The organism is Paenibacillus sp. FSL R10-2782, from assembly GCF_038592985.1.
Taxonomy (GTDB): Bacteria; Bacillota; Bacilli; order Paenibacillales; family Paenibacillaceae; genus Paenibacillus; species Paenibacillus terrae_C.
The window spans coordinates 1,558,808-1,583,905 of the sequence record NZ_CP151951.1 but is presented as its reverse complement, the minus strand read 5'-3'; the positions used below and the strand labels follow the sequence as shown (position 1 = coordinate 1,583,905).

The following is a 25,098-nucleotide window of genomic DNA, read 5'->3' as shown; positions in this document are numbered from 1 at the left end:
AATCATTAGCCGATGGTTAACTTTTATTTTCAGGATCGAAAACAGTCCTTTTATATTATGTCTGGTACCGCTTACAATATAACACATGGTGTAACCTTTTTCAATCCTGAATCCAATAAAATCCGCACTTTCTCTCGCCTTTCGCTCTCAAGTGATTCCCAATTCCGACTGATTTTTGTTACAATAGGGTGATCGCAAAAAAAAGGAGTACACCCATGAAAACAGATTTGTTGCCTGCTTCTCTCCTGTGGGGAGATAAACGGTTCCATACGTGGAATTACGAAATGCGCGAGCAATTTCAAAATAAAGTATTCAAAGTCATGCTGGATGCAGGCTTTACCTGTCCGAACCGGGATGGTTCCATTGCCAAAGGAGGCTGCACCTTTTGCAGCGCACGGGGATCTGGTGATTTTGCCGGACGCCGCCGGGACGATCTCGTCACCCAATTCAATACGATTCGGGACCGTCAGCATCTAAAATGGCCAAACGCCCAATATATCGGCTATTTTCAAGCCTATACGAATACGTATGCCCCGGTTGAGGAGCTGCGCGAATACTTCGAGGTCATTCTGGAGCAGCCCGGCGTTGTCGGTCTGTCCATCGCTACACGTCCCGATTGCCTGCCTGACGATGTAGTGGATTACCTTGCCGAGCTGAACGAGCGCACATACCTGTGGATCGAAATGGGCCTGCAAACCGTCCATGAATCCACCTCGGAGCTGATTAACCGCGCCCACGACACTCAATGCTATCTGGATGCGGTGGAAAAGCTGCGCAAGCGCAATATTCGCGTGTGCGCGCACATCATTTACGGACTGCCGCAGGAAACGCATCAAATGATGCTGGACACAGGTCGCGCAGTGGCGGCTATGGATGTGCAGGGCATCAAAATCCACCTGCTGCATCTCATGCGCAAAACGCCGATGGTCAAGCAGTATGAAGCCGGATTGCTACGCTTTCTGGAAAAAGATGAATACGTCAAGCTGATCGTCGATACGCTGGAATTTTTGCCGCCCGAAATGATCGTTCATCGGTTGACCGGGGATGCACCACGCGATTTGCTGATGGGTCCGATGTGGTCGCTCAAAAAATGGGAAGTGCTTAACGCCATTGACGATGAGCTAAAATCACGTGAAACGTGGCAAGGCAAGTATTGGAGGCAGCCTTAAATGGGCTTCCTGTCTGTACTGAGCTATGCTCATCAGTTGGTAGCTGCGCGAGTCCAGCCGGGCGATATCGCTATAGATGCTACAGTCGGCACTGGCGCGGATACACTTTTCCTGGCTAAAGCCGTCGGCAGACGGGGACGTGTCTACGGCTTCGATATCCAGCAGGAGGCGTTGCAGCTTACTCTTCGTCGGCTCGATGAAGACACCTCTCCCTCACTGGCGGAGGTATCGCTATTGCTGCAAGGCCATGAGCAGATGCGGGAGGCCGTCCCCGACAAGCTGCATGGCAAAGTCGCTGCGGTCATGTTTAACCTCGGCTACTTGCCCTCGGAAGGCGCTGATCCGTCTGTTATCACGCATACCGACAGTACACTCGCTGCTCTTGATGCGGCACTGTATCTGCTGCGCCCACGCGGCATTCTGACCACCGTACTGTATCCGGGGCACGCTGGAGGCGGCGAGGAAGCAGAAGCTGTCCTTCAATGGGCCTCCGCCCTCCCGGTATCCAGTGGTCAAAGCATAATTTATCGCCAATTACAACGAGCTGCTTCGCCTTACGTAGTGGCGGTTGAAAAGAAATAATGTCAGATTTTTAAATTCGCATATTCAGGTTATGAGCGGCTTTTTTTGGCCGCCTTACATATATATTTTTTTGAGCGTCGTTCGGGCTATTCATCCCAGTTTTATTGCCTCAGCGGCACGTTTCTGATTTCCCTATTCTGTTAGGTCGCACTCATTACTCATTATGGAGGAGAGAATTATGCTAAAGCCATATCCGCTGCAATTTCAACCTGAGTTCAAAGAGAGAGTTTGGGGAGGACGAGCCTTAGAACAATTCGGCTTGACCCCGCCGGAAGGGCATATTGGCGAAGGTTGGATGATTGCAGATCATCCAAATGGAACCACAACGGTCATCAATGGCGAGTTGGCTGGCAAGGGGCTGGATGAAATTCGGGAAACCTACGGGCAGGATTGGCTCGGGGCCAAGGGCGTATCGGAAAAAGGGGGACGTTTTCCGCTTCTGATCAAGCTGCTGGATTGCAATGACGATCTGTCCGTGCAAGTGCATCCGACAGATGATTATTCAGGACTTCCAGCCGGAGAGCTGGGAAAAACTGAAATGTGGTACGTGCTTGATGCCAAGCCGGATGCCAAAATTATTTACGGTTTGACCGAGGGCGTGACCCGGGACAGCCTGCGTACCGCCCTTGAAAGCGGAGACATCCTGGGCAGCTTGCGTCAGGTTCCTGTTGAGGCAGGCGATACATTTTTCATCCCTGCTGGAACCGTACATGCGTTGTGTGCGGGCGTTGTTGTCGCTGAAATTCAGCAAAATTCAGATACCACCTATCGGCTATATGACTACAACCGTCCTGGTCTGGATGGCAAGCCCCGTGAGCTACATATCGAGGATTCCCTCAATGTGACCTCTTATGAGGAGGCTGGTGCAACAACGATGAAGACAGATGGTTTGCAGCCGGGTGAATGGCTTCAACTCGCAGCCTGTGAGTATTTTGTCGTGGAAAAGGGTATCGTAGAAGGAAGCTGGACGCTTTCCACAACTGATGACAGCTTTACCATTCTCGTGATTTGCGAAGGCAGCGGTACATTAACATGGGACAATCATTCGTCGTCTCTCTCCTGCAAAGCCGGAGATTGCTTCCTGCTACCCGCTAATCTGGGTGGTTACACGCTGAATGACGGAATGACTATCCTTAGATCTTATCTTCCTTAAAGCTTAAAGGGTGTGTTGTCTAATTATGCGGGAATATACCTTCACCATCGCTGAAAATGACGGAACGGAGCTTTTTGCCTACCGATGGCTACCGGATCAGCGTACAGCCGTGCGGGGAATCGTGCAGATTTCGCACGGGATGTGTGAGACGTCCTACCGCTATATTCGCTTGGCTGAGAAGCTTACAGCTTCCGGCTATGGTGTATATGCCAACGATCATATCGGCCACGGACGTACCGCCGGTGATTCTGATAAGCTTGGCATGCCGGGAGCGAATGCATTCCAACGAATGGCAAGCGGTATGCTGGATCTGGGCGAAATTGCGGCCAAGGAGTTTCCGGATCAGCCTCGTTTTTTGCTTGGTCACAGTATGGGATCCTTTTTAGCCCAGAAAATCATGTATGATGATAAGCAGCAGTATCACGGATTTATTTTATCGGGAACGAACGGGCGACGTGGCCTGCTGAAACTTGGAGAACAAGTTGCCCTGCTGCAAGCCAAACTGCAAGGAATGGATCACCGCAGCATACTGCTCAACGCTATGGTCTTCGGCGGGTTTAATCGAGCCTTTCGTCCGGTGCGTACAGCGTTCGACTGGTTATCCCGCGATCCCGATGAAGTAGACCAATTCGTGCATGATCCGTTATGCGGTGCCATCTGCACGACAGGCTTTTTCCTAGATTTTTTCCGGCTTTTGCAGGAAATTCATTGGCCCTCCTCACTCGAAAAAATCAATCCCAAGCTGCCAATCTATATTTTTGCCGGGGATCGTGATCCGGTGGGGTTGTTCGGTAAAGGTGTTCTATCGCTGGTGGATATGTACCGAAGTTTGAAGCTTCAGGATGTAGAATATCGTCTCTATCCTGACGGCCGACATGAGATGCTACATGAAACGAACCGCGACGAGGTCATGACCGATATCGTGGATTGGCTGGATCGTCATGTTAACACAGCAGCGAGCTCCGTTTCTATTTTGTCTGGAGGCTCTGAAACATCCGGTTGATCCGCCTTCTCCAGGTCATCTTCGCTGGAGGAATAAAAAAGAAACCTTCAAAACCACGATTACAGTGGACTTGAAGGTTTCTTTTTTGTGTTTAATTTTTACTTTGAGGTTATGTTCAAAATTACCATGCATTCCGTTCTCTTAGGGAAGTAATATGAGCTATATGATGTTTGCCATGCCAGGCATAGATGCCGATGTTTCGTTCCAGGCGAATCGTCTGACCCGATTCCGGATGGATAAACGTTCGGTGTAATTGATCATCCCCCAGCGAACGCAATACAACCACCCACCGTTCATGCAGCCCTTCCAGCAATTGCAGAGAAGGCTCCAGTGGAAGCTCCCTTGCATCCGGTATTTCGGCCCAACGCCCCTCATCATATGGCTTAATCGTGGGTGTATCCTCTGTTAGCGCCAGCTTGAAGCGAATATAACCGTTCATATGGCTGTCTGCCAAATGATGGACAACCTGCCGAACCGTCCAACCTCCTTCGCGATAAGGCGTGTTCAACTGTTGTTCGTCCAGCCCTTCGACCGCCTGACGAAGCTGAGAAGGCAGTTCAGCAATATCGTGAGTCCATGCCACAAGCTGTTCTTCTGTAATGGTATCCGGAACGACGAATGGCCCAATCGGGTAACGCAAATCATGATCCAATACAGTCCCCACCCTTCTTTCGCATCTGAGTACCTACTACCTGTAATCCTATGTTATAACTATGCAGGAAAAAAAGCAGACCCGCAAGAGCCTGCTTTTTCATAAACGTTAAGATTGGATACAACGGTTGATCTATTTTATCCTTCCAGCAACAACGATTCCGGATCTTCCAGCAATTCTTTGACCGTTACCAGGAAGCGAACCGCTTCGCTGCCATCAATAATCCGGTGATCGTAGGACAACGCGATATACATCATCGGACGATTTTCCATACGTTCCTCGTCAATGGCAATCGGGCGAAGCTGGATTTTATGCATTCCCAAAATACCTACTTGCGGTGTATTCAGGATTGGCGTAGACAGCAGGGAACCGAAAATACCTCCGTTGGTAATGGTAAAGGTTCCACCTTGCAGATCTGCCAATGAAAGCGAATTGGAACGTGCTTTACCAGCCAGTTCTGCAATACTCTTTTCAATTTCGGCAAAGCCGAGACGATCAGCATCCCGTACAACGGGTACAACCAGCCCTTCCTTCGCAGATACGGCAATCCCGATATCATAGTATTTTTTCAGTACGATATCATCGCCGTTAATTTCCGCATTTACAGTAGGAAAACGCTTGAGCGCACCGACCACTGCCTTCGTAAAGAAGGACATAAAGCCCAGCCCTACATCGTGCTTCTCCTTGAACTTATCTTTACGGCGTTTGCGAACATCAAGGATGGCGGTCATATCCACTTCATTAAAGGTCGTAAGCATAGCTGCCGTTTGCTGTGCCTCAACGAGACGCTTGGCAATGGTCGCTCTGCGGCGGGACATGCGCTGACGTTCTACCGGCTTGCTGTACTCTGTCTGAGACGGAGACGCAGCAGCAGACTTATTCGCAGCGGGAGCCGCAGGTGCAGGTGATGCAGTACGCGAAGCATGGGCGCTGTTCGCATGCGTTTTAACGTCCTCCTGGAATACGCGTCCGAGCGGGTCCTTCCCCTGTACCTGTTCCAGATCAATTCCGCGCTCACGCGCCAGCTTCCGGGCAGAGGGAGATGCCGTCTGACCGTTTCCGTCACCATTGGATGCAATAGGCTGTGTGGCCTGTTCCGCTGCTGACTTGCCAACGCCTGCTGTGGAAGCAGGCGAAGTGGCTACAGCCGATGCCTCTGGCGCTTGGGTCGCTGCTGCTTCTACGGCACTGGATGGTTCTGCGTTACCAGTCCCACTGCCGCTTCCGATCAAGCCAACTGCTTCACCGATAACCACCGTTTCCCCTTCCTGTCGAAGGATTTTCTGGACTACGCCCGCTTCTTCTGCGCTAATTTCCAGGTTGACCTTATCGGTTTCCAGTTCCAGTAGAACATCTCCCTGTCCTACGGAATCCCCTTCCTTCACAAGCCATTTGGAGATTGTTCCTTCCGTGATGGATTCTCCCATTGCTGGCACTAAAATATCGCTCACAGCCGCTACCTCCCCAGTGTAATATTGTTTTTGGAATCCTGCTTCAATGCTGATTGAATAATTCGCTGCTGCTCTAGGCTGTGTACTTGCTGATAACCACTCGCCGGGCTGGAACGATCCGGTCTGCCTGCATAGCGGATTTCCGCTCCTTGCGGCACTACATTCCGCAATCGAGGCTCAATGTAACTCCAGGCCCCCATGTTTTTCGGTTCTTCCTGTGCCCATACAAATTCCTTAACATGCTGGAAGCGGCTGAAAATATTCCGAATTTCCTCTTCTGGGAAAGGATACAACTGCTCGACGCGAATGATGTGAAGACGTTCCTCCGCTTCAGCCTTGTCCTTCTCCAACGCTTCTTCCAAATCAATGGCAATCTTGCCACTGCACAGTACAATTCGCTCTACACGATCCGGGCGCACACCCAATCCAGGCTGCTCCAGCACGGGACGGAATGTTCCTTCGCTGAACTCGGAAGCAGGCGAAGCGACACGATTGTTACGAATGAGGCTTTTCGGCGACATCATCACAAGCGGACGAGCTTCCTCACTTTCGCTTAATGCAGCCTGACGGCGCAGCAGATGGAAATACTGCGAGGCACTACTCAAGTTAGCGACAGTCCAGTTATTTTGTGCAGACAGTTGGAGGAAACGCTCCAGACGTGCGCTTGTATGCTCCGGTCCTTGCCCTTCACTACCATGTGGCAACAGCATCACCAGACTGGATTTCTGTCTCCATTTGGCTCGGCCAGCGGAAATGAACTGGTCAAAGATAACCTGCGCACAGTTGGCAAAATCACCGAATTGCGCCTCCCAAATCACTAACGTTTCAGGAGAGTACACGTTATAGCCATATTCAAAGCCAAGGACAGACGCCTCAGACAACGGACTGTTATGAATACTGAACGAAGCGCGTGCTTCCGGCAATGTGTGCAGAGGGCAATGTGTATTGCCCGTTTCAGGCTCGTGCAGCACGAGGTTACGATGAGCAAAGGTCGCCCGCTCCGCATCCTGACCTGTCATACGAATTGGTTTGCCATCGGCCAGAATTGTAGCCAAAGCCAACGTTTCCGCCAAGCTCCAGTCCACCTTTTCGCCATCGTTCAGAGCTGTTTTTCTGCGCTGTAAAATACGATCCAGCTTCGGATATACTTGGAAGGATTTCGGCCATTTCAGCAGGTTTTCATTGATCTGGCGCAGCTTTTTCAACTCTACAGCCGTACGAACCACAGAATCCTGACCCCGTTTTGCCTTGGAAGGAGCAATTACAGGCTCCTCTTCCGGGTTATTCTTCACATGCTCATGTGCTTCCTTGAGCCGATTTTGTACCTTTTCGATAAGTCCGGCATTATACGCTTCTTCCACGATTCCTTGCTTAATCAGTTTTTGAGCGTACAATTTGCTAACCGTTGGATGGTTTTTCACCTTGCTGTATACCAGCGGTTGCGTTGTTTCCGGATCATCGGATTCATTATGACCATAACGGCGATAACCGATCAGATCAATCAGGAAATCCTTCTTGAAGCGGTTGCGGTATTCTCCTGCCATTCGAGCTGCTGCAATACACGCCTCGGGATTGTCCGCGTTCACGTGTACGATCGGAATTTCGTAGCCTTTGGCCAGATCGCTTGCATAGCGGGTCGAACGTGAGTCCACGCTTTCCGTTGTAAAGCCCAGACGATTGTTAACAATAATATGAACCGAGCCGCCATTACGGAAACCGCGCAAATTCGTGAAATTGAGTGATTCGGCCACGATACCTTCACCCGGAAAAGCCGCATCGCCATGCATGATAATGGTTGCTGCCTTGCTGACATCCAGCTTCGGATAGCCTGCTTCACTGCGATCCTCCTGCGCTGCGCGGGAAAAGCCCTGCACGACCGGGTTCACGTATTCCAGATGACTCGGGTTATTCGCTAATGTCAGACGGGCCTGTACCGCTTCCCCATCCTTTACAAAACGATTGGCACCCAGATGATATTTTACATCTCCGGTCCAGCCGTAATTAATTCCTGTCGAGCCTTCTGACGGGATCAGATCCTTATTCGGAGAATGATGAAATTCAGAGAAAATTTTGCTGTAAGGCTTGCCCAGTACGTGGGCCAGCACATTCAGACGACCACGATGCGCCATCCCCATCAGCACGTGGCTTGCACCTGCATTCGTCGTAAGACGGATAATTTCGTCGAGTACGGGTACAAGGACATCATTACCTTCGATGGAAAAACGTTTCTGTCCGACAAACGTTTTATGCAAAAACTCTTCGAACTGCTCCACCTCTACCAGTCTGCCTAGCAACGCCTTGCGTTCCTGTGTGGTGAGTGGTTTGGAGGACCAGCCGGATTCAGCGTAGCTGTTCAGCCAGCGGCGTTCCTCTTCGTTATGAATGTGACTAAATTCATAGGCAATCGGGCCTGTGTATGCTACACGCAAGCGTTGGATAGCTTCCCAGCCGTTAAGTGTTCCAGCGGGAGCATTATCCCATATTAAAGAGGCCGGAAAAGCCTTTAGGTCCTGTTCAGTTAAACCGTAGGATGCCGGATCAAGCAAGCGTGTATCCTGCTCGGCATCCAGTCCCAGCGGGTCTATTTGTGCAGCCAAATGTCCGTATTCACGGATGTTCCACACCATTTTCCCGGCTGTAACCGCTTTCTGTAATGTGTTCGAATCAAGATGTCCCTGAGCGCTTGCCGGGGGGCCTTGCAATTTGTAGTCTATCATGGAAGCAGCCGAGTATTCGGATTGCGGCGGCTCACCCCATTGATCAAACAGCTCGCGGTAAGCCGGATCAACTGTTCCGGGGTCCGCTACATACTTTTCATACTGGTCCTGCACATAACCTAAATTAGGTCCATAATAACTCTGCCAAGGTACCTGTCTGCTGCTCTCTTCCATTGTCATCTCGTTCCCTCCGTCAAATTTTGAAATTCATAGCTGGACGGAAATCATTTTCATTTCAGTTTTCGCAAAATTCTCAATTAAGTTGTTCACAATATGCTCACATTATATGAAATCCTTCATCAAAAGTCGAATTTCACAGTTCCTATCCTTCTTCCATTGTATAAACTTTTCCGTCAATGAGCATTTCCTTTTTCTCAACATACCAATGCATAAATTAGATCAATCAGGTTATTTCGTATGAAAACAAGCGCCAGAGACTGGTTTGTCCCCAAGCCTTGGCGCTTTTATCGTACAAATCATAGTATCAGGAACCGAATTGGGCAGTGTGCAGACGACTGTACACTCCACCCGCCGCAACCAGCTCCTCATGTCTTCCCTGCTCGGTAATGCCTTTTTCCGTCACTACGATAATACGGTTGGCATTTTTGATCGTCGCCAGTCGGTGAGCAATGACCAGTGTCGTCCGTCCGGCAGACAATTCTGCCAGCGATTGCTGAATCGCAGCCTCTGTCTCCGTATCCAGCGCTGAAGTCGCTTCATCCAAAATGAGAATCGGCGGATTTTTCAAAAACATCCGTGCAATCGCCAGTCGCTGCTTTTGACCTCCAGACAGCTTCACACCCCTTTCACCGATCACCGTATCCATTCCTTCTGGCTGAGAACGGATAAAATCATGTAGCTGCGCACGCAGCGCAGCCTCCCATATTTCATCTTCCTTGGCATCCAGCTTGCCATACACTATATTTTCACGAATAGTGCCAGAGAACAGGAACACATCCTGCTGTACAATTCCAATCTGTCGGCGTAGTGAAATTAGCGTCATACTGCGGATATCCATACCATCAATGGTAATCGCACCACCCTCCACATCGTAAAAACGGGGAAGCAAGCTGCAAATCGTCGTTTTCCCCGCCCCTGATGGACCTACAAAAGCAACCGTTTCTCCAGCCTGGATGTTGAGATCAATTCCTTTGAGTACCTTGTCCTTGCCTTCATATCCAAAGGAAATATCGCTATAGCGAATATCTCCTCTCAAATGCTCCACTGCACGTGCATCCGGTGCATCTGCCACATCCGGGTTGGTATCCAGCAGATCTGTATAGCGCTTGAAGCCTGCAATGCCTTTCGGATAGCTTTCGATAATTGCATTGATTTTATCTATCGGACGGAAAAATACATTAGACAGCAAAATAAATCCGATAAACTGTCCATACGACAATTCTCCACGAATGACATAATATGCTCCAAAAATCAGCACAAACAGCGTAACCATGCGGGTCAGCATATAGCTCATCGACAGTCCGTTGGACATGATTTTATAAGCCATCAGCTTTGCACCCCGAAAACGGTTGTTGTCCTTGTCAAAGCGCACCTTTTCAAATTGCTCGTTACCAAAGGCTTGCACTACACGGATACCGCCAATCGTATTTTCCACGCGGGCATTAAAATCTCCCATGCTCGTATACATCGTGTCGAAGGCCTTGGTCATCTTTTTGTTAAAATAAATGGACAACCAGATCAGCACCGGAATCACTGCAAAAATCAGCAGCGCGAGCTTCCAGTGAATCGAGCTCATCAGCACAAATGCCCCAATCAGCGTCATAATCGCAATGAACAAGTCCTCCGGCCCGTGATGGGCCATTTCGCCAATCTCCATCAAATCATTCGTAATCCGTGACATCAGACTGCCTGTCTTGTTGTTATCAAAAAATCGGAAGGACATTTTTTGCATATGCTCAAACAGCTTCCGCCGCATCGCCGTTTCAATATTAACGCCCAGCATATGGCCCCAATAGTTAATGATGTACTGCATCACCGTGTTTACCGCATAGATCGCCAGCAAGCCCGCGCAGGCCCACAGAATCAGCTCTAAGTTATTTTGCGGCAATAAGTCGTCCACTACATAATTCACGGCGAGTGGAAATCCTAGCTCCAGCAACGCAGCAAAGACCGCGCACGAAAAATCCAAAAGAAATAAAGACCGATACGGTCGATAATATTCCAAAAAACGACGTAGCATGCTTTTCCCCATTTCTGTAAATACTCATTAATGAACAGGCTTCCAACCGCTGGAAAGATCCAATAAACAAAAAAATATCCGGCAGGCGCAAAATCTGCGTCAGCAGGACATTTTGGATAGAATCGGAGTAGCGGGATTCGAACCCACGACCTCGCCCACCCCAAGGGCGCGCGCTACCTGACTGCGCCATACCCCGATATAACCATTGTATGTAAACCGATGTTGTTATTTTCCATTATAAGGTGACCATAAAATCCTGTAAATCCATTTTTCTAAAAATCACGCAGTTGATCAAAAAGCTCAAACAACAGATCTCTGTCAATGAGAGTTTATCTTTGCTCACCAAGCTGCTGCTCCACTAGATCCAATAGACCTGACAGCACCATATAGATTTCTTCGCGCTCTATTGTTTCGATAAACCCGGTACGACGATCCAATTTGTTAAAAGCTTCTGTATATTCGTTCACCAGCGATTTCAATGTTGCATTCACTGTATCGATGTCCATTTGTCCATCCAGTGTTCTTACAGTTGCCAGCATTTTTTTATACAGTTGGGCGGATTTTTTGGCATTGGCTGCTGTAATCTGTTCGCGTCCATCCCAATCCCGAAACGGATTGTCCAGATTTTCAGCCAGCCATTCCGGTTTGCGTGCTTTGGTAATGGAGAGGTCTAGTCCACGTGGGACTTCTTTTTTGTAAGCAGCCTTAATCAACTTGCCTGCGTCTGCTGGTAAGCTGGTCATCCACAACATGGACAAATGCGGCAATCGGTCTGGAGTAGGAAATTCTTCACCCGTGAATCCGAACAGGTCGTATATTGATTTCTTTAACACCAGTCAAAGAAAGTCCATTTAAGCGATCAAGTCCTTGAAATGTCGGAACATCGGCAGGTTTTTGAATATCCATCTATCGTCCATCCTCATGAGCATGAATCGTCAGACGGGGTGAAAGATTGCCACTTAGCATGAGTTGTTCCAGGTCCTCGTTCAGATAAAATTCTTCGATACCTTCTGCATTTAAAATAAGCCGACTTACATGACTATTTCTGAGATCAAGTTGGCTTGGGCTGCATGATGCGAGCTGAAGTTCATGAATCAATGGATTACTATTTACATAATGAATCAGTGCTTGATCTGCGTTATCGGTGTGGATAGTCATCAGGCAAGGAAGCTTGTCCAATTCAGACATATCGTCTACTATTGAAGAAGACGGCTCCATTATAGACGATTACCGGATTGACTATTTCAGACAACATATCGGACAATTAAAAGAAGCCATTCTAGATGGCGTTGAAGTGATGGGCTACACCAGTTGGGGAGCGATTGATATCATCAGTGCATCCACTTCAGAAATGTCCAAACGCTACGGGTTTATTTATGTGGATCAGGATGACGAAGGTCACGGGACCCTTAACCGCAAAAAGAAGAAAAGCTTTGACTGGTATAAAAAAGTAATCGCCACAAATGGCGAGGATTTAGCTTAATTTAGATTAGAGACTGCCCCCCCATTTGTGAGTCAGGAATCAAACACCTGGCAAGTTAACCAGCCAGTCGTCGGATATCAACCGACGGCTGGTTATTTAGTTTATGTTGCGCCTCATGCTACGCCAATCGAGTTTAAAAACAACTCCCCAGCCCAACCCATATGATTACCTTTTACAGCAGAGTTTTTTAAAAGATAGATGGTCCGATACGATGCAAACTCACATTTTAATATGACATTAAAGTCACTTTTCTGTACAAAATTCCTACTTTTCACTATGATTTTAAATAGGCATCTAAAAACCGCTTTGAAAGCGAAAGGGATGGAACTGTGACTGGATTAAAACAAGTACTCAGAAACAAGAATTATGTCAGGCTTTTCCTGGCAACGTTCGCCTCACAAATGGGAGGAATTATTGGGGTTACTGCATTCATGTTTTATTTGTTGAAACGGTTTACGAATCAGCCATACTATGCAACGCTTGCCGAGTTAATGTATTCGCTCCCGATGCTGGCAGTATTCCTCGTGGTTGGAGTGCTGGCAGATCGGATGGACCGACAAAAAATTGCTGTTAATTGTGACTGGATCAGCGCTTTTTTATCCTTATGCTTGCTTATTTTTGTTTGGGTTGATTCGATTCCTTTGATATTTGGCTGCCTCTTCATCCGTAGTGCTGCTTCCAAATTTTTTTTCCCAGCCGAAAGTGCCATTATACAGGGAATATTAAACAAAGAGGATTACACCATTGCAGCAGGCCTCAATCAAATGATGGGGAGTCTGTTCATGTTGTTTGGAGGAACTCTGGGGGCCGTCGTTTACTGGCATTTTGGAATTACTGGAGCCATCCTCATTGATGCTGTTTCTTTTATTGTGTCTGCGCTGCTTATTCGTTCCTGCAAAATTCCAAAGGAAGTACGCCTTCCGAACGGGGCACATCAATTTAAACAATTAAAATTCAAACTGGTCATGCACGACTTTAAACAAGGGTTTCTTTACATATTACGCAACAAACTATTGATTTGGTTGGTTTCAGGATTTTTTATGTTCGGTATTTTAAATGGTGGATTTAGCGTTTTACCGATGTTTATTCTTAAATATAAGCTAGCTCCAGGCAACTATGAGCAGTATATGGTATGGGCAGGTATTATTTTTGGAGCTGGTGTGTTGCTTGGCACCTTAATCGCTTCTCTTATCTCCGCCAAGCTAAAGTTACACCAAATGATTGCAGCGGGAGTTCTGGTAGCCGGAATTGGTATATGCACACTTGGATTTGTTAATCACCTCTATGTATTTTTGATTATCAACTTCGCCATTGCACTGGTACTTCCGTTCATCAATATTGGCATAGGAGGATGGCTGCCTTGTATTGTAGATCCTCAAATGATGGGACGTGTGCAAGGTTTAATTAATCCGTTAATGATGCTGTCCCAGTCTCTTACATTAGGTTTCATTGCTGTAAGCTTTCCTTCATTTATTTCAATTGAAGTCTTGTTTTTATTAGTTGGGGTCTGTACCGTTATTGTAGGAATATACTACACTATTGTGCTCCCTCGTTATGCTGATTACGGCACTTCTTCTAAAGCCCTTCAGGAATCTTTATAGGCAAATTAAAAGAGTCCTAAGTTGAATTGCCACTTCTGTCTCCGTATCTAGTGCAGAGGTGGCTTCATCATATCTCCCCTCAAATGCTCGACAAGTACATGCAATTATGGTAGATACAGAAGTTAAGAGGTCAAAAACAGAGGTCATAGGAGCTAACCATGCAAAGCAAAAAAGTGCTTATACCAGTTACATTACTTCTTTTAATACAGTTAAGCGTTCCTGTCAGTTGTACCTTTGCACAGAATAACCCTGTCATAGATCAAGAAACGAAAGAGAGAATCAAAGAACAATATGGCTTGGAAGAGCCTCAGCCACCTATACCTATATTAGAGCAGCAGCAGAACAAATTATTGGGGGGTGATTGGGGTTCTACTCCTTCTGTTGGTGCTGTTGTGCTGGAATTGACCATATGGATTCGGAATCCGCTCATTTTCATCAGTCAACAACTGGTACATTCACTGAAATCATAAGCTGTTTTCTATTCGGTAAGTTCCATGATATAGAGCATAAGGGTCATTTATTTTGTAGTAAGTTGTCTGCCACTTGGGGTCACTTCATCCTTCTTATTGAAAAGGTTTAATTCAATGGGTCCCCTACCATGTAGCCACAGCAGTTCATCGAATAAAAATGTCAGTCCATCCTTGGCGCATAAGCGTTCGATGATCTCCGTGACAACTTGCATAACTTCCCCTTGTACACCCTCTGCCAGTTGCAAACCTCCGCTCTCTCCGTCTAGGTAAAGATGCGTATGATATGATTGCTCCACCTTCTTCACATGGCGCAAGCACAGTATGCCATTTTCGAGGTAAAAGAAGTATTGATGGTCATAAAGAACCCCTTCGCATATCTCATACATATGAGGTGAATCATACGGCCCCTGAACCATGGATACCCGTTCCAATCCCATTACCCATTCTGTCATAAATCCTCGCTCCATTCGTTGGCTTATTTTCTTCAGGAGAATATTAATCGAAGTTGTGAGCATTATTTATTGCTAATTTTAAAATGTTTTGATACGATGAGCATATTACCATAAAGTTTATAAAGCACATCTCAGTAAATCAAAAGCACACTACAGTGTTACTTTTGTTAATCCCAATATACATCTAGTGATGTGTATTTTCAATACTTTGATATCAATTTTGAACAGTATAGAGTGCATTCGGCTGGAGGAAAATATGATAAAGATTCATCTTTCCCGTATTATGGGTGAAAAACGAGTAAATATTGCCGAGCTTTCCCGCATGACTGGGTTACATAGAAACGGAATTACTAAACTTTACAATGAAGAAACAGACGGTGTGAAATTTGATACGCTAGATAAAATTTGTAAAGCTCTAGACTGCCATGTTCAAGATGTAATCGAGTATGTAGAGGATGATGCAGATTTGTAGAATGGACTTCACTTTTTGGAGGAATTGTTGTGATTAGATTTTCTCTTGATAAGATCATGAAAGATCGTGGACTGGAACAAAAAGATATTGTTTCTATTACAGGGATTAATCGAAATACGGTTAAAGCTTTGGCCTCCAACGCAAACACCCGGATTGACTTTCCAACCTTGAATACACTCTGTAGAACCCTTGGCGTACTCCCTGGTGAACTGATCGAATACTTGCCGGAAGACGACGAAGAGAGCCGTTAATTTGCTTACGGCTCTTTGTTCTTTACAAGCTAGATGAATGTGTACTTATAAATGCTAGATGCCCCCTGTTACAATTCCAAATACGAGCCACTACTTAGTAGATTCATCGTTTTGGATCGGCTACACTCTTCTAGACAGAAAAATTGTGGTCTAATATAGTAGACTACAGACCAACCTAGAAGGAGCAAATGGACGATGACTAAAAAAGAAAGACGTACCTTTAGCGCTGAATTTAAAGCACAAATGGTTCAACTCTATCAGAGTGGTAAACCGCGAAAGGATATCATTCAAGAGTATGATTTGAATCCTTCATCGTTAGATAAATGGGTGAAACAGAGTTCCACATCTGGATCCTTCAAAGAGAAAGACAACCGAACTCCAGAGGAATTAGAACTGATCGAGCTTCGAAAACAGAACAAGCAACTGCTCATGGAGAATGACATTTTAAAGCAAGCCGCGCTGATCATGGGACGAAAGTAAATGTCATTCGCCAGAATAAACATAAATACTCGGTATCAGCAATGTGCGACGTCCTAAAGCTCCCTAGAAGCACCTATTATTATGAAGAAAACAAAGTGGAAGTGACATCGGAGGATGAGCTTCCCTCCCTGATTATGGACATTTTTCAAAGCAGCCGACAAAACTATGGTACGCGTAAGATAAAAAAAGAGTTGCACCAACAAGGCTTTACGGTATCCAGGCGGAGAATAGGACGAATCATGAAAGAATATGGGCTGGTTTCCTCGTATACGATCGCTCAGTACAAGCCTCATCCCACGAAATGCAATGAAGCCAAGCAAGCGAATGTATTGGACCGGAAATTTGAGCAAGAGCAGGCGTTATCTGTCGTCGTAAGCGATCTGACGTACGTTAGAGTAGGTTCATATTGGAATTACGTATGCTTCTTTGTGGATCTGTTTAACCGCGAAATTATCGGTTACAGTGCGGGGGCACACAAGGATGCCAAGCTGGTTTACCGTGCTTTGGCTTCGATTAAGGGCAACCTGAATGACATTCAGCTCTTCCACACGGACCGAGGCAATGAATTCAAGAATAAGCTCATCGACGATGCGCTGGAGGCTTTTCAGATTGAGCGTTCCTTAAGCATGAAAGGCTGCCCCTATGACAACGCCGTTGCGGAAGCCACGTTTAAAATGTTCAAAACGGAGTTTGTGAAGAAACGTCATTTTGAAAGTCTAGCTGAGCTAACCACAGAATTACATGACTATGTGCACTGGTTCAACCATATTCGGATTCACGGTTCTCTGGAGTACTTGAGTCCGGCTGAGTTCAAGCAGAGGCACCATAAAAAAGTTGTCTAGTTTAGTGTTGACAATCCAATTCCCTCTGGCACCATACGAATATGCATCCTGATTTTCGGTAGAGGTAGCAATCCGATTCAGCTTATCATACGTAAAGGAATCCTCTACACCATTTTGAGAAAGCTCCATTTCGAGATAGAAAGAGACCACATGCAAATATTTCACATGTGGTCTTTACAGAGCATTTTACCTATAGAACTTCTAATTATTCGCAAAAAACTATCACGAAAAAAATCAGTTAAAAAGACGCAGAGAATCTAACAAAAAGGTGCGATTATTTTCATTTTTCACATCAGCTATCTTATCTTTTATCAATTGTTTACATATTTCCTTTTGAGTACTAGAGAGGTTATTAGCCACGCCACTTATCAATTGAAAAGAATGTCTGCTGACTTCAAAGTTATCATCAAGTAAATCTGTTATTGTAATAACATGAGGAACGATATCAAAAGATTCTAAAGCATACAATAACGTTCCTCTGCTCCCTTCTGTTTTTGGGTCTTTCAGTACATTGATAAGCGGTAAAATAGCTTCTTGATTTCTTATATCAGCTAATGCAATAGCGATTGCATTTCTTAATATTGGACTATCAGTTGATCCAAGATGCTTAATTAGTATAGCTGTAAATTCATTATCTCTCTTTTCGCCCACTTCTTCTATCATCTTCACTGCTTCTACTAAATCCCCATTATTTATAACATTTTCTAAAAGTAATTTATTCATTTCGTCTCCACCTTATTTTACATTTGGCTTACCAATCGACGTCCAATATTCATATATTGCTTTAGCCTCTGCACTATCTTCGATATCATTACCACCATATTCTTTCTTGCCCGATCGGTGCCACCATTTTTGAAATTCTTTATCATTATAACCATACCAATTATCACGGGTTGACTTTGCTCCCCCTCTAAATTCTTTTCCCTTTTTAGCAAATAGCTGTAAATCCATCTTAAGCATATAAGTCGTAGTTTGCTCTACACTTTTTTTACCCAGTGTCTTAACTGCAAGAGAGGCTGCAGCTTTATAAGACAAAGTAAATGTACCATCAAATAAAAAGAATAACGGATCTTCTAGAAAAGGAACCTCAATTGCGCTACCTTTAAGTAATTCATTATACTGATCCTTATTCACAATAGGATAGTAAACCTTAGATAAATAGTTAGTTCGATTTACAATAATTTATAAAAATAAGATAAAATAAACAAAAGAACCTTGAAAGGCATGGAGCCAATCAAGGTTGTGGTTTAGTTAATAGTTATTTATTTCCTATTTGGGAGTTGACACAGTCTGTTTTCATCGACCAATAATCCTCTAATAGCTCGCCAACTGATTTGTTGTCTTTAATTTTACGAGATTTTAGTAATTCTACTAAAGCATATAATTCGCAAAAAATAACTCAGCACACGAATCATCTGCCATTTTGCAGTCTTTAACAAAAAGACTTACCTCCAAGTTCCTTCCATCCGGATGTTTTATTTGGTTTGGGGCGTAACTTCATCTAGACTTACGAATTTGTGGATCCTTGGCAGTGTTACAACCGGACCTTTTGTTCCTGAAGCGTCAAACAAAACCATTAGGTGTGTATCAATTTATTAAGAGAGTGATACATATCTTCAGTCATAAATACTCCAGTTATCCTCTCATTTACAAAACGAACTATATCGAGTGGATCAAAATTAATATTGGAATCTTTATAAATTAATTTAACGTTTGATAAGCCCTCCCGAATTAACATTTTTCCTAATTCTTTATCTCCCTTACCTAGATAGTACTTTCCCAAATCAGTGAAGTTAGTAACATGTTTTGGACACTCTTGTATCGACTCATTTAATAATGAATCAAATCTACAAATGTCCATACTCTTATAATGCCAAGCAAGAATATAAGACAACATGGAGGACACTTCAAAATTTACTGTGCTTTTTAGTTCGAGTGCTTTCCTTACCAACTTTTCATCTAAACCACCTAAGTACCAATCAGAGAAGAATAACATTAAAACAAAAAACAACAAATTGTCTTTGTGAAAGGCTAGAGCATTGTTGAGATACTTAGTTGCTCTTTCATAATCTTCAATCGGAGAAAGTGTCTCCAAAATAACCAATCTAGCCCAACCATCAACATCATTTGGATTCACTTTTACATAGTCTAGCATCAGCTTCTCTGCTTCCTCAAGAGAGTCCCGCCTAATAACTATTTTTGCTATAGTCTCTTGTAATTTTTTATCTTCCATTTTACCACTCCAATTTATTTAATGAGGTTTCCAATTACCCTTTCAGCAGTCCCCATAAAGCTATTCACGTTAATAACTGTACCATTTTCATTAACGTAAAACCTTATCGTGACATCATATCCATTAATTTTGGTATGAATTTGGTTTGAACCTTGTTTAAACTTAGAGGAATCTATAGAGCTAATTTTTCCAGTTATACTGCTGAATATTGATTGTCTATCTTTTCCTAAATTCATTATCCCGTCTTTAATATGGTCGGCTGAAAATACATGGCTCTCATATCGCTTAAACAAATCTGTCTTGAAACTGATTTTTGTAAAGCCAACTGTTCTTCCTCTGCCAGCAGAGTTTCCAGAAGCTTCACCAACCATTCCACTAGCTGCTATCGCAAGAACTTCAGCATCTGTCCAATTCTGATATGCACTTAACAACTGTTCCCTGGCCCAATCCGACTTGCCAGCATTATTTTTATAAGCACTGGTTCCCGTTAACAGGTCGTATAAGTAATTATACTCGTTTAAGCCGCCAAAGATGGATCCAAAATCGTATCGTTTCTGAATAAAATCCTTGTATACCTGATAATCGTTATTTTTGGTGGAATTCGATTTAAACCTCGCTTCATTCAATAATATTCTAAGTTCTTGATAATCAAGCGTTTCAAAAGAATGCCCGCTAGGATCAATATAAATCAACGGATTGTTTTGGACATACGTATACAAATTCAAACTCAATGTATCATTAATTTCGCCCTCATACGTATCCTCATTGATAAATCTTCCACTATCAGGGTCATACCATCTCGCACGCAGGTATTGCAGTTCTGTCGTATCATCCCACAATTCACCAGAGTAACGGAATGGATTGTGGACTTTTTCTTCCTTGACCTCTTCATTGCCCCAAATATCATATTGATATTGATTCAGCAAGGCTCCGGAGGAATCCCTAATTTCGATAATATCTCCATGACCATTGTAGACGGGATAGGCTTCCGTTTGATCCTCATAGGCTATAGCCTCTAATTTTAGACCCCGAATATAATTGGCTTTTAAAACAGGTTTTCCATTTTCCATCGTAGCTTCTGCTATAATTTGGGCACTGTTTCCATCATAGTAGTATCGGGTTTGAACACCATCCTGTATACGGTCTGTCAGTAATCCATCCCCGTTGTATCGGTACTCTACGATCTTTCCGTCGATCTTGACCTGAGTCAATCGGTCCTGATCGTCGAAGCTGTTCTCCCTCGGCTTCGTATGCGGAGCTCTCTCCGTTTCCATCGTAAGACGATTCCCTCTGGCATCATACGAATATACATCCTGATTTTCGGTAGAGGTAGCAATCTGATTCAGCTTATCATACGTAAAGGAATCCTCTACACCATTTTGAGTGCGTTTCGTGATATTTTTACCTGGATCGTAGCTATATTGAAAGCTGTTCGTTTCCGCATCAGATCGTGTGTGCTTCAATTCAACTAACTCAATCCCGTTATATTGGTTTTGCTGGCGATAACCATTTGCAGATACGGTTGTGTCCAGCAATCCATTTTTGGTGTAGGCATATTCTGAAACGGGCTTATCTTTTGTATTGCCTACGGTCTTCAATCTGTTCAATTGATCATACGTGTAGTTTACTTGCTCGCCAAATGGTCCTGTCATTTCGGTTCGATTCCCATTAGCATCATACTGATTGGAGAGCTTTAGACCATCCGGGTAAGACAAGGTGTTCAGTTGCTCCGTATACGGATCATACGCATAGGAAGTTGTACCCGTTCGATCTGTCATGCTTAGGCGTTTGCCCGCGGCATCGTATACATAGCTGACCGTCTCATCTTTACCTACACGCGACTTCAACCGATTACGGCTATCGTATTCAAAAGAAGTGACATTCCCGTTACGGTCTATTTTCTTGGATAAGTTCCCGTTGGTATCGAAATAGCGCTTCTCGATCTGGCCCTTCTCGTCTTTGGTTTGAATCACTCTACCCAATTCATCATACGACTTCACCTTGGCATGGCCATCTGGATACGTGATCTGAGTGAGATTACCCAGCATATCGTAAGTGTACTTCGTCGTTTCGCCGTTTGGCTCCGTCACAGCTGTCTGATCGCCCAGGGCATTATATAAAAATTGAGTCTCGTTTCCATTCGCATCGGTTTGACTCAAAATCTGATCGTTTACAGCATCATAGGCCACTTTGGAAGTTAATTGCTGATTACCATTCAATGCTGATTTTTCTTCGTTTTGTACTAATCGGTTCCATTTGTCGTAGGTCTGAATTTGTTCATTCAGTTCACCGTCTCGTTGCGTTACTTGACGAAGAGCATCATTATATCCTACTACAGCTTCTGAACCGTCTGCATAGGCTGTTGATGTAGTACGACTCCAAGCATCATACCCATAGCGCGTCAGATGTCCAAGCGCATCTTCACTGGATACTAATCTGCCGTTAGGATCATAAGTTGATTTGGACTTGATCACGTAATCGTTACCTTCATACAGCCCTGACTCGATATTCCAGCCTAAAGCATTGTAACGTGTTTTAGCTCGTATCCCCAGCTCATTCGTCACCGTTACGGTGTTCTCAAGATCATCATAAGCCACACGGATACTTTTACCGTCTGGATAGGTTACTGCCTTTACGCGATCAAGTGCGTCGTATTGATACCCGGTTTTCTGGCCTTTCCCGTCCAACGAGGAAATGATTAAACCTGTTGCCTTGTCATAATCTGACTGAATGGTAACTGTAGATTTTTCTCCATCTATATTCGTAACCTCTACAATTTGTTTCGTTGGAAAAGCATGATCGTCATCACTGCTATACTCCGTCGTTGTCGTCACGGATTTGTTACCATTTGCAATGGTTTGAACGGTTGTATTTCCGTAAGCATCTATACCTGAATAATTTACTTTTTGTAGTAGTTCGCCCCCGGAATGATCCTTGGAAACAATGACTCGCGTTACTTTCCCCTGTGGGTTACGTGTGTACTCTGTAACTCCAGTGCTTTTGGAGTCAATCGGTTCAGTAACCGTTTTAATCCGATGCTTGTCGTCATACGTATACGCCGTTTGTGAACCCTTCTCATCCACTGAGCTTGTCACATTACCGTAATCATCATATTCAGCAGTCGTTGTCAAAACGTCTCCATTCTGATTATTGCTGGACGAGGTACGGGTAGGTACAGGTGCGGTATAAGCCTTGCCTGTCACCTGCTTGCCGTACTGATACGCTGTGTTCTTTTCAGAATTTCCTGCTTTAACCACTGACTGATTCAGGTAATACTGCGGTGGCGTGTCTGCACTAATAAACTTTTTATTATAATTGAAGGTTGAACGAGTTAATCCATTGTCTGTGATGGTAGAGAACGAAGTATCTTTTACATAGCTCTCACCCATATCGGAATTGTAATGAATGGTTTCCTGATTATAGTTTTCGGTTTTATTGTTTTGATAAGTGATTTGATCTACACGTGAGACTGCTCTATAGGCCTCGTTTACTGAGTTGGAGCCAATATAGCGTTTTACTGGCTGGTCCTCGTAAGTATACAGAGTAGAGGCTCCCGTAGGATGAAATACTTTGGTTAACAAAGCATACGGATTAGATATTTGTCTTTCCGGATGCGAAGCACTCAAATTAAATTTGGCAGGTGCTAATGTATATGAATATGTGGTTTTTCTGCCTTCGGCATCTGTCACGGAATCCAGTAATTCAACGCCTTGTTCTGTATGTTTACGATAGACAACAGTGCGGTTTCCTTTAGACAGAGTGACGTCTGTAGCCGTATATTGAATATCAATTGAGTTGCCGATTGCATCTTCTACTTTGCTAAGCAGCTTGCGTTTATACGTAGCATTAAGTTCATAATTAAACTTAATGGCATTATGATAGGCATCTTCAATTTGCAGCAACTGACCGTCTTTGGAGAAATATTGTTTTTTCGTCCCGTCGACAGAAGTTAATACAGAGGTTGAGTTCTCTCCATTAACTGTTACTGAAGTGTCGGGTGTGAAAGTCAGGCCTTTCCAGTCGTAACCTTTAAGCTGATCTCCCTCAATTTCATAGCTACCGCCATCCCCCAAGTGCATGTACTGCTTGCCCTCTTTGGTTTCTACATAAGGTAGATTCCAGGACCACCCCTTGCCAAGAGGATTTAATTGATCTTCCAGCGCAGGATAGGTACGGTTTTGAAAAATAAATGAAGGTTGATAGGCTACAATTTCAGCAAAAACGGTAGCATCCGCATCTGCTGCAATATAATATTTATTTCCATCATCACTGGGAATTTCAGCCCGAGGGTTACTGTTAATTACATCCCTATAGTGTTCAGCCTCAGCAATGGTTGTGAACAGCGCTGTCTGTCGGCGAACAGCCGTTTCCAGCCCCTCAGAAACAATCGTTTCAATTTGTGGTGAGCCTTCCATGGTAAAGGCTGTTCTTGTCCTTCCACCTTTGCCATTACTTGTCCACTCGCTATAACCGATATCGCTTGTATAACCGGGTTTAGTAACGGTTCCGCTATAATCTTGTCTCCATTCTCGGGTATCAGCAGTTCCCTTATTGTACACTGTTCCTGAATAATACGCTGTTCCGTACTCGCTACACATGATTCTACCAGGAGAAAAGCTGGGGCATCTTTGAGGAACAATCATACCTGTTAAGGACAAATCCCCTTCATATGAATCCCTGTCGTAATGTAATTTAGAATCTCCACATGACGAACCACTTGGATAATTCCGTGTTATATTTCCAGCGCTATCATAAAAGAACGTATTCATAACACTACATTGTTCCCCGAATACATTTTTAAAACTTGGAGCTGTATATGATCCCTTGATGACTCTAACTTGCCCATCTTTATTTAAAGTTCCAGTAAATCCGTCTTTACTATACTTTATTGAATCTGGAAAAGCCTTCTCCCATTTTCCAGTCCTAGAGTCTTTCTCTGTTCTGGATTCCGAAGGTGTAGTATAGGTTATTTTTTGTCCCGCCGCTTGGCTGGCAGCTTCATAAGTCGTGTAAGTGCCTATAACTTTTGTTTCTGGCTGAAGATTATAGGTATTAACATCAACATTCCCATCACCGTCTGTATCCTCTTGCACCCATCTTTTTTGCTGATAGGCTACCTTGTACGACTTGGTAATAGGTTTCATCATCGCCTTAAAGTAGACATAATAGTTTTGCACAGCAGCACTGTTGTCAATAATTTCAGCGCCTTTGTCAAAAAATTGAGCACGATTCGTATCATATTGACGCGTCAAAGAAAAGCCCAGTCCGTTTCGTCCAGGCAGTGTTAAATCTGTATTTTGCAGCGATAGGCTGCCTGATAAAGTGGATATGGATTCCTTATCATCGCCAACAGAATAAGGCGCTTCATTAAAGGATGATTTATTGTACACTGGGGCTTCTTCCCTGATCGGAGGAAGTTGCGGTACATTTGCCATGAGACTCTGTTTCAGGAAATCTGTCTTATATACATCTTCGGTAACTTTGTTCGCAGGATCAAGGTCATCTGTTTGATAAACATCATCTGATACATTATGAGAAATCAGGTTATCTAATGGAGCATCCGATAGCTTATTATATACATCACTTGTTACAGTATGTGATTGGTTTTCCTCTGAAGGAAATAACGAAGCTACAGCCTGCTCATAGCTTATATGATCCTGTTCAGCTATATATAGCGACGTATAAATTTGATTTAATGAATAACCTTTTCTTAATTGTTCTGAAATAAAAGATGATGTGACTCCAAATCTGGCAGCCATTTGATCCGCCGAGTATTGCGAATTGTCATTCCCTTCACCGAATACATTCGGAGGAACAAAGCCGCTAATTGTACCGAAAATAAATGTTATGATCATGATTATTGCTATATGACGTCTTGTTGTTCTAA

At 44.4% G+C, this 25,098-nt stretch carries 19 protein-coding genes, 1 tRNA gene and 1 pseudogene; 10 read left to right on the top strand and 11 right to left on the bottom strand.

Annotated elements, in window-relative coordinates; translation table 11 throughout:
* Window positions 1–215 precede the first annotated feature (215 nt).
* The 4 genes from NST83_RS07300 (at window position 216) to NST83_RS07285 (ending at window position 3,907) form a co-directional block, all read left to right on the top strand.
* Window positions 216–1,169, top strand: a complete 954-nt coding sequence (locus tag NST83_RS07300; protein WP_342417136.1) for a TIGR01212 family radical SAM protein — start codon at window positions 216–218, stop codon at window positions 1,167–1,169.
* Window positions 1,170–1,751, top strand: coding sequence for a class I SAM-dependent methyltransferase (locus tag NST83_RS07295; protein ID WP_342417135.1), 582 nt, complete (start codon window positions 1,170–1,172; stop codon window positions 1,749–1,751).
* 178 nt (window positions 1,752–1,929) lie between these two features.
* Window positions 1,930–2,904, top strand: coding sequence for a type I phosphomannose isomerase catalytic subunit (locus NST83_RS07290; RefSeq protein ID WP_342417134.1), 975 nt, complete (start codon window positions 1,930–1,932; stop codon window positions 2,902–2,904).
* Between the two features lie 25 nt (window positions 2,905–2,929).
* Window positions 2,930–3,907 (top strand): alpha/beta fold hydrolase, encoded by a 978-nt coding sequence (locus tag NST83_RS07285; RefSeq protein ID WP_342417133.1) that lies wholly within the window; start codon window positions 2,930–2,932, stop codon window positions 3,905–3,907.
* 121 nt (window positions 3,908–4,028) lie between these two features.
* Here the strand turns inward: NST83_RS07285 and NST83_RS07280 are convergent, their stop codons facing one another.
* The 6 genes from NST83_RS07280 to NST83_RS07255 all read right to left on the bottom strand — a co-directional run bounded on the left by NST83_RS07280 (window position 4,029) and on the right by NST83_RS07255 (window position 11,760).
* The gene (locus NST83_RS07280) at window positions 4,029–4,559 is read right to left on the bottom strand and encodes a YfiT family bacillithiol transferase (RefSeq protein WP_342417132.1); all 531 of its coding nucleotides are present in this window, start codon (window positions 4,557–4,559) and stop codon (window positions 4,029–4,031) included.
* A gap of 137 nt (window positions 4,560–4,696) precedes the next feature.
* Entirely contained in the window at window positions 4,697–6,010 is a 1,314-nt protein-coding gene (odhB, locus tag NST83_RS07275; RefSeq protein ID WP_342417131.1) for a 2-oxoglutarate dehydrogenase complex dihydrolipoyllysine-residue succinyltransferase, read from the bottom strand.
* A gap of 5 nt (window positions 6,011–6,015) precedes the next feature.
* Complete coding sequence (locus tag NST83_RS07270; RefSeq protein ID WP_342417130.1) at window positions 6,016–8,907, bottom strand: 2-oxoglutarate dehydrogenase E1 component; 2,892 nt, start codon at window positions 8,905–8,907, stop codon at window positions 6,016–6,018.
* 304 nt (window positions 8,908–9,211) lie between these two features.
* Window positions 9,212–10,927, bottom strand: a complete 1,716-nt coding sequence (locus NST83_RS07265) for an ABC transporter ATP-binding protein (RefSeq protein WP_342417129.1) — start codon at window positions 10,925–10,927, stop codon at window positions 9,212–9,214.
* 122 nt (window positions 10,928–11,049) lie between these two features.
* Window positions 11,050–11,123: transfer RNA gene (locus NST83_RS07260), tRNA-Pro, on the bottom strand.
* A 133-nt stretch (window positions 11,124–11,256) separates the two neighbouring features.
* The gene (locus tag NST83_RS07255) at window positions 11,257–11,760 is read right to left on the bottom strand and encodes a hypothetical protein (protein WP_342417128.1); all 504 of its coding nucleotides are present in this window, start codon (window positions 11,758–11,760) and stop codon (window positions 11,257–11,259) included.
* Between the two features lie 362 nt (window positions 11,761–12,122).
* On the opposite strand from NST83_RS07255, the pseudogene NST83_RS07250 reads away from it, so the two are divergent.
* From NST83_RS07250 to NST83_RS07240, 3 genes and pseudogenes are all read left to right on the top strand, one after another.
* Window positions 12,123–12,410: pseudogene (locus NST83_RS07250) on the top strand (family 1 glycosylhydrolase); the annotation flags it as partial.
* 329 nt (window positions 12,411–12,739) lie between these two features.
* Entirely contained in the window at window positions 12,740–14,011 is a 1,272-nt protein-coding gene (locus NST83_RS07245) for an MFS transporter (protein ID WP_342417127.1), read from the top strand.
* Window positions 14,012–14,169: 158 nt separating this feature from the next.
* Complete coding sequence (locus tag NST83_RS07240; protein ID WP_342417126.1) at window positions 14,170–14,481, top strand: hypothetical protein; 312 nt, start codon at window positions 14,170–14,172, stop codon at window positions 14,479–14,481.
* Window positions 14,482–14,528: 47 nt separating this feature from the next.
* On the opposite strand, the gene NST83_RS07235 is transcribed toward NST83_RS07240, so the two are convergent.
* Window positions 14,529–14,933 (bottom strand): hypothetical protein, encoded by a 405-nt coding sequence (locus NST83_RS07235; protein WP_342417125.1) that lies wholly within the window; start codon window positions 14,931–14,933, stop codon window positions 14,529–14,531.
* A gap of 256 nt (window positions 14,934–15,189) precedes the next feature.
* Between NST83_RS07235 and NST83_RS07230 the strand changes: the two genes are divergently transcribed.
* The 3 genes from NST83_RS07230 to NST83_RS07220 all read left to right on the top strand — a co-directional run bounded on the left by NST83_RS07230 (window position 15,190) and on the right by NST83_RS07220 (window position 16,978).
* The gene (locus NST83_RS07230; RefSeq protein WP_342417124.1) at window positions 15,190–15,405 is read left to right on the top strand and encodes a helix-turn-helix transcriptional regulator; all 216 of its coding nucleotides are present in this window, start codon (window positions 15,190–15,192) and stop codon (window positions 15,403–15,405) included.
* A gap of 29 nt (window positions 15,406–15,434) precedes the next feature.
* A complete protein-coding gene (locus NST83_RS07225; RefSeq protein ID WP_342417123.1) occupies window positions 15,435–15,656 on the top strand; it encodes a helix-turn-helix transcriptional regulator in 222 nt (73 codons plus the stop codon).
* A gap of 195 nt (window positions 15,657–15,851) precedes the next feature.
* Window positions 15,852–16,978 (top strand): IS3 family transposase gene (locus NST83_RS07220; protein WP_342415010.1). Its coding sequence is split into 2 segments (ribosomal slippage): window positions 15,852–16,101 and window positions 16,101–16,978, totalling 1,128 coding nucleotides; the frame shifts between segments, so codons are not numbered across the junction.
* A gap of 234 nt (window positions 16,979–17,212) precedes the next feature.
* Here the strand turns inward: NST83_RS07220 and NST83_RS07215 are convergent.
* The 4 genes from NST83_RS07215 to NST83_RS07200 all read right to left on the bottom strand — a co-directional run bounded on the left by NST83_RS07215 (window position 17,213) and on the right by NST83_RS07200 (window position 25,066).
* Window positions 17,213–17,701, bottom strand: a complete 489-nt coding sequence (locus NST83_RS07215) for a HEAT repeat domain-containing protein (protein ID WP_342417122.1) — start codon at window positions 17,699–17,701, stop codon at window positions 17,213–17,215.
* Between the two features lie 12 nt (window positions 17,702–17,713).
* Entirely contained in the window at window positions 17,714–18,112 is a 399-nt protein-coding gene (locus NST83_RS07210; protein WP_342417121.1) for a hypothetical protein, read from the bottom strand.
* Between the two features lie 442 nt (window positions 18,113–18,554).
* Entirely contained in the window at window positions 18,555–19,211 is a 657-nt protein-coding gene (locus NST83_RS07205) for a hypothetical protein (RefSeq protein ID WP_342417120.1), read from the bottom strand.
* Window positions 19,212–19,225: 14 nt separating this feature from the next.
* Window positions 19,226–25,066 carry an RHS repeat-associated core domain-containing protein gene (locus tag NST83_RS07200; RefSeq protein ID WP_342417119.1) on the bottom strand — a complete coding sequence of 1,947 codons (5,841 nt, stop codon included), beginning with the start codon at window positions 25,064–25,066 and terminating at the stop codon, window positions 19,226–19,228.
* Between the last annotated feature and the right edge of the window lie 32 nt (window positions 25,067–25,098).

Coding starts and splice junctions, on each gene's coding strand:
- NST83_RS07290 (WP_342417134.1), top strand. CDS start 1,930: ATGCTAAAGCCATATCCGCTGCAATTTCAACCTGAGTTCAAAGAGAGA.
- NST83_RS07270 (WP_342417130.1), bottom strand. CDS start 8,907: ATGACAATGGAAGAGAGCAGCAGACAGGTACCTTGGCAGAGTTATTAT.
- NST83_RS07200 (WP_342417119.1), bottom strand. CDS start 25,066: ATGATCATAACATTTATTTTCGGTACAATTAGCGGCTTTGTTCCTCCG.
- NST83_RS07300 (WP_342417136.1), top strand. CDS start 216: ATGAAAACAGATTTGTTGCCTGCTTCTCTCCTGTGGGGAGATAAACGG.
- NST83_RS07295 (WP_342417135.1), top strand. CDS start 1,170: ATGGGCTTCCTGTCTGTACTGAGCTATGCTCATCAGTTGGTAGCTGCG.
- NST83_RS07205 (WP_342417120.1), bottom strand. CDS start 19,211: ATGGAAGATAAAAAATTACAAGAGACTATAGCAAAAATAGTTATTAGG.
- NST83_RS07240 (WP_342417126.1), top strand. CDS start 14,170: ATGCAAAGCAAAAAAGTGCTTATACCAGTTACATTACTTCTTTTAATA.
- NST83_RS07230 (WP_342417124.1), top strand. CDS start 15,190: ATGATAAAGATTCATCTTTCCCGTATTATGGGTGAAAAACGAGTAAAT.
- NST83_RS07265 (WP_342417129.1), bottom strand. CDS start 10,927: ATGCTACGTCGTTTTTTGGAATATTATCGACCGTATCGGTCTTTATTT.
- NST83_RS07215 (WP_342417122.1), bottom strand. CDS start 17,701: ATGAATAAATTACTTTTAGAAAATGTTATAAATAATGGGGATTTAGTA.
- NST83_RS07285 (WP_342417133.1), top strand. CDS start 2,930: ATGCGGGAATATACCTTCACCATCGCTGAAAATGACGGAACGGAGCTT.
- NST83_RS07235 (WP_342417125.1), bottom strand. CDS start 14,933: ATGACAGAATGGGTAATGGGATTGGAACGGGTATCCATGGTTCAGGGG.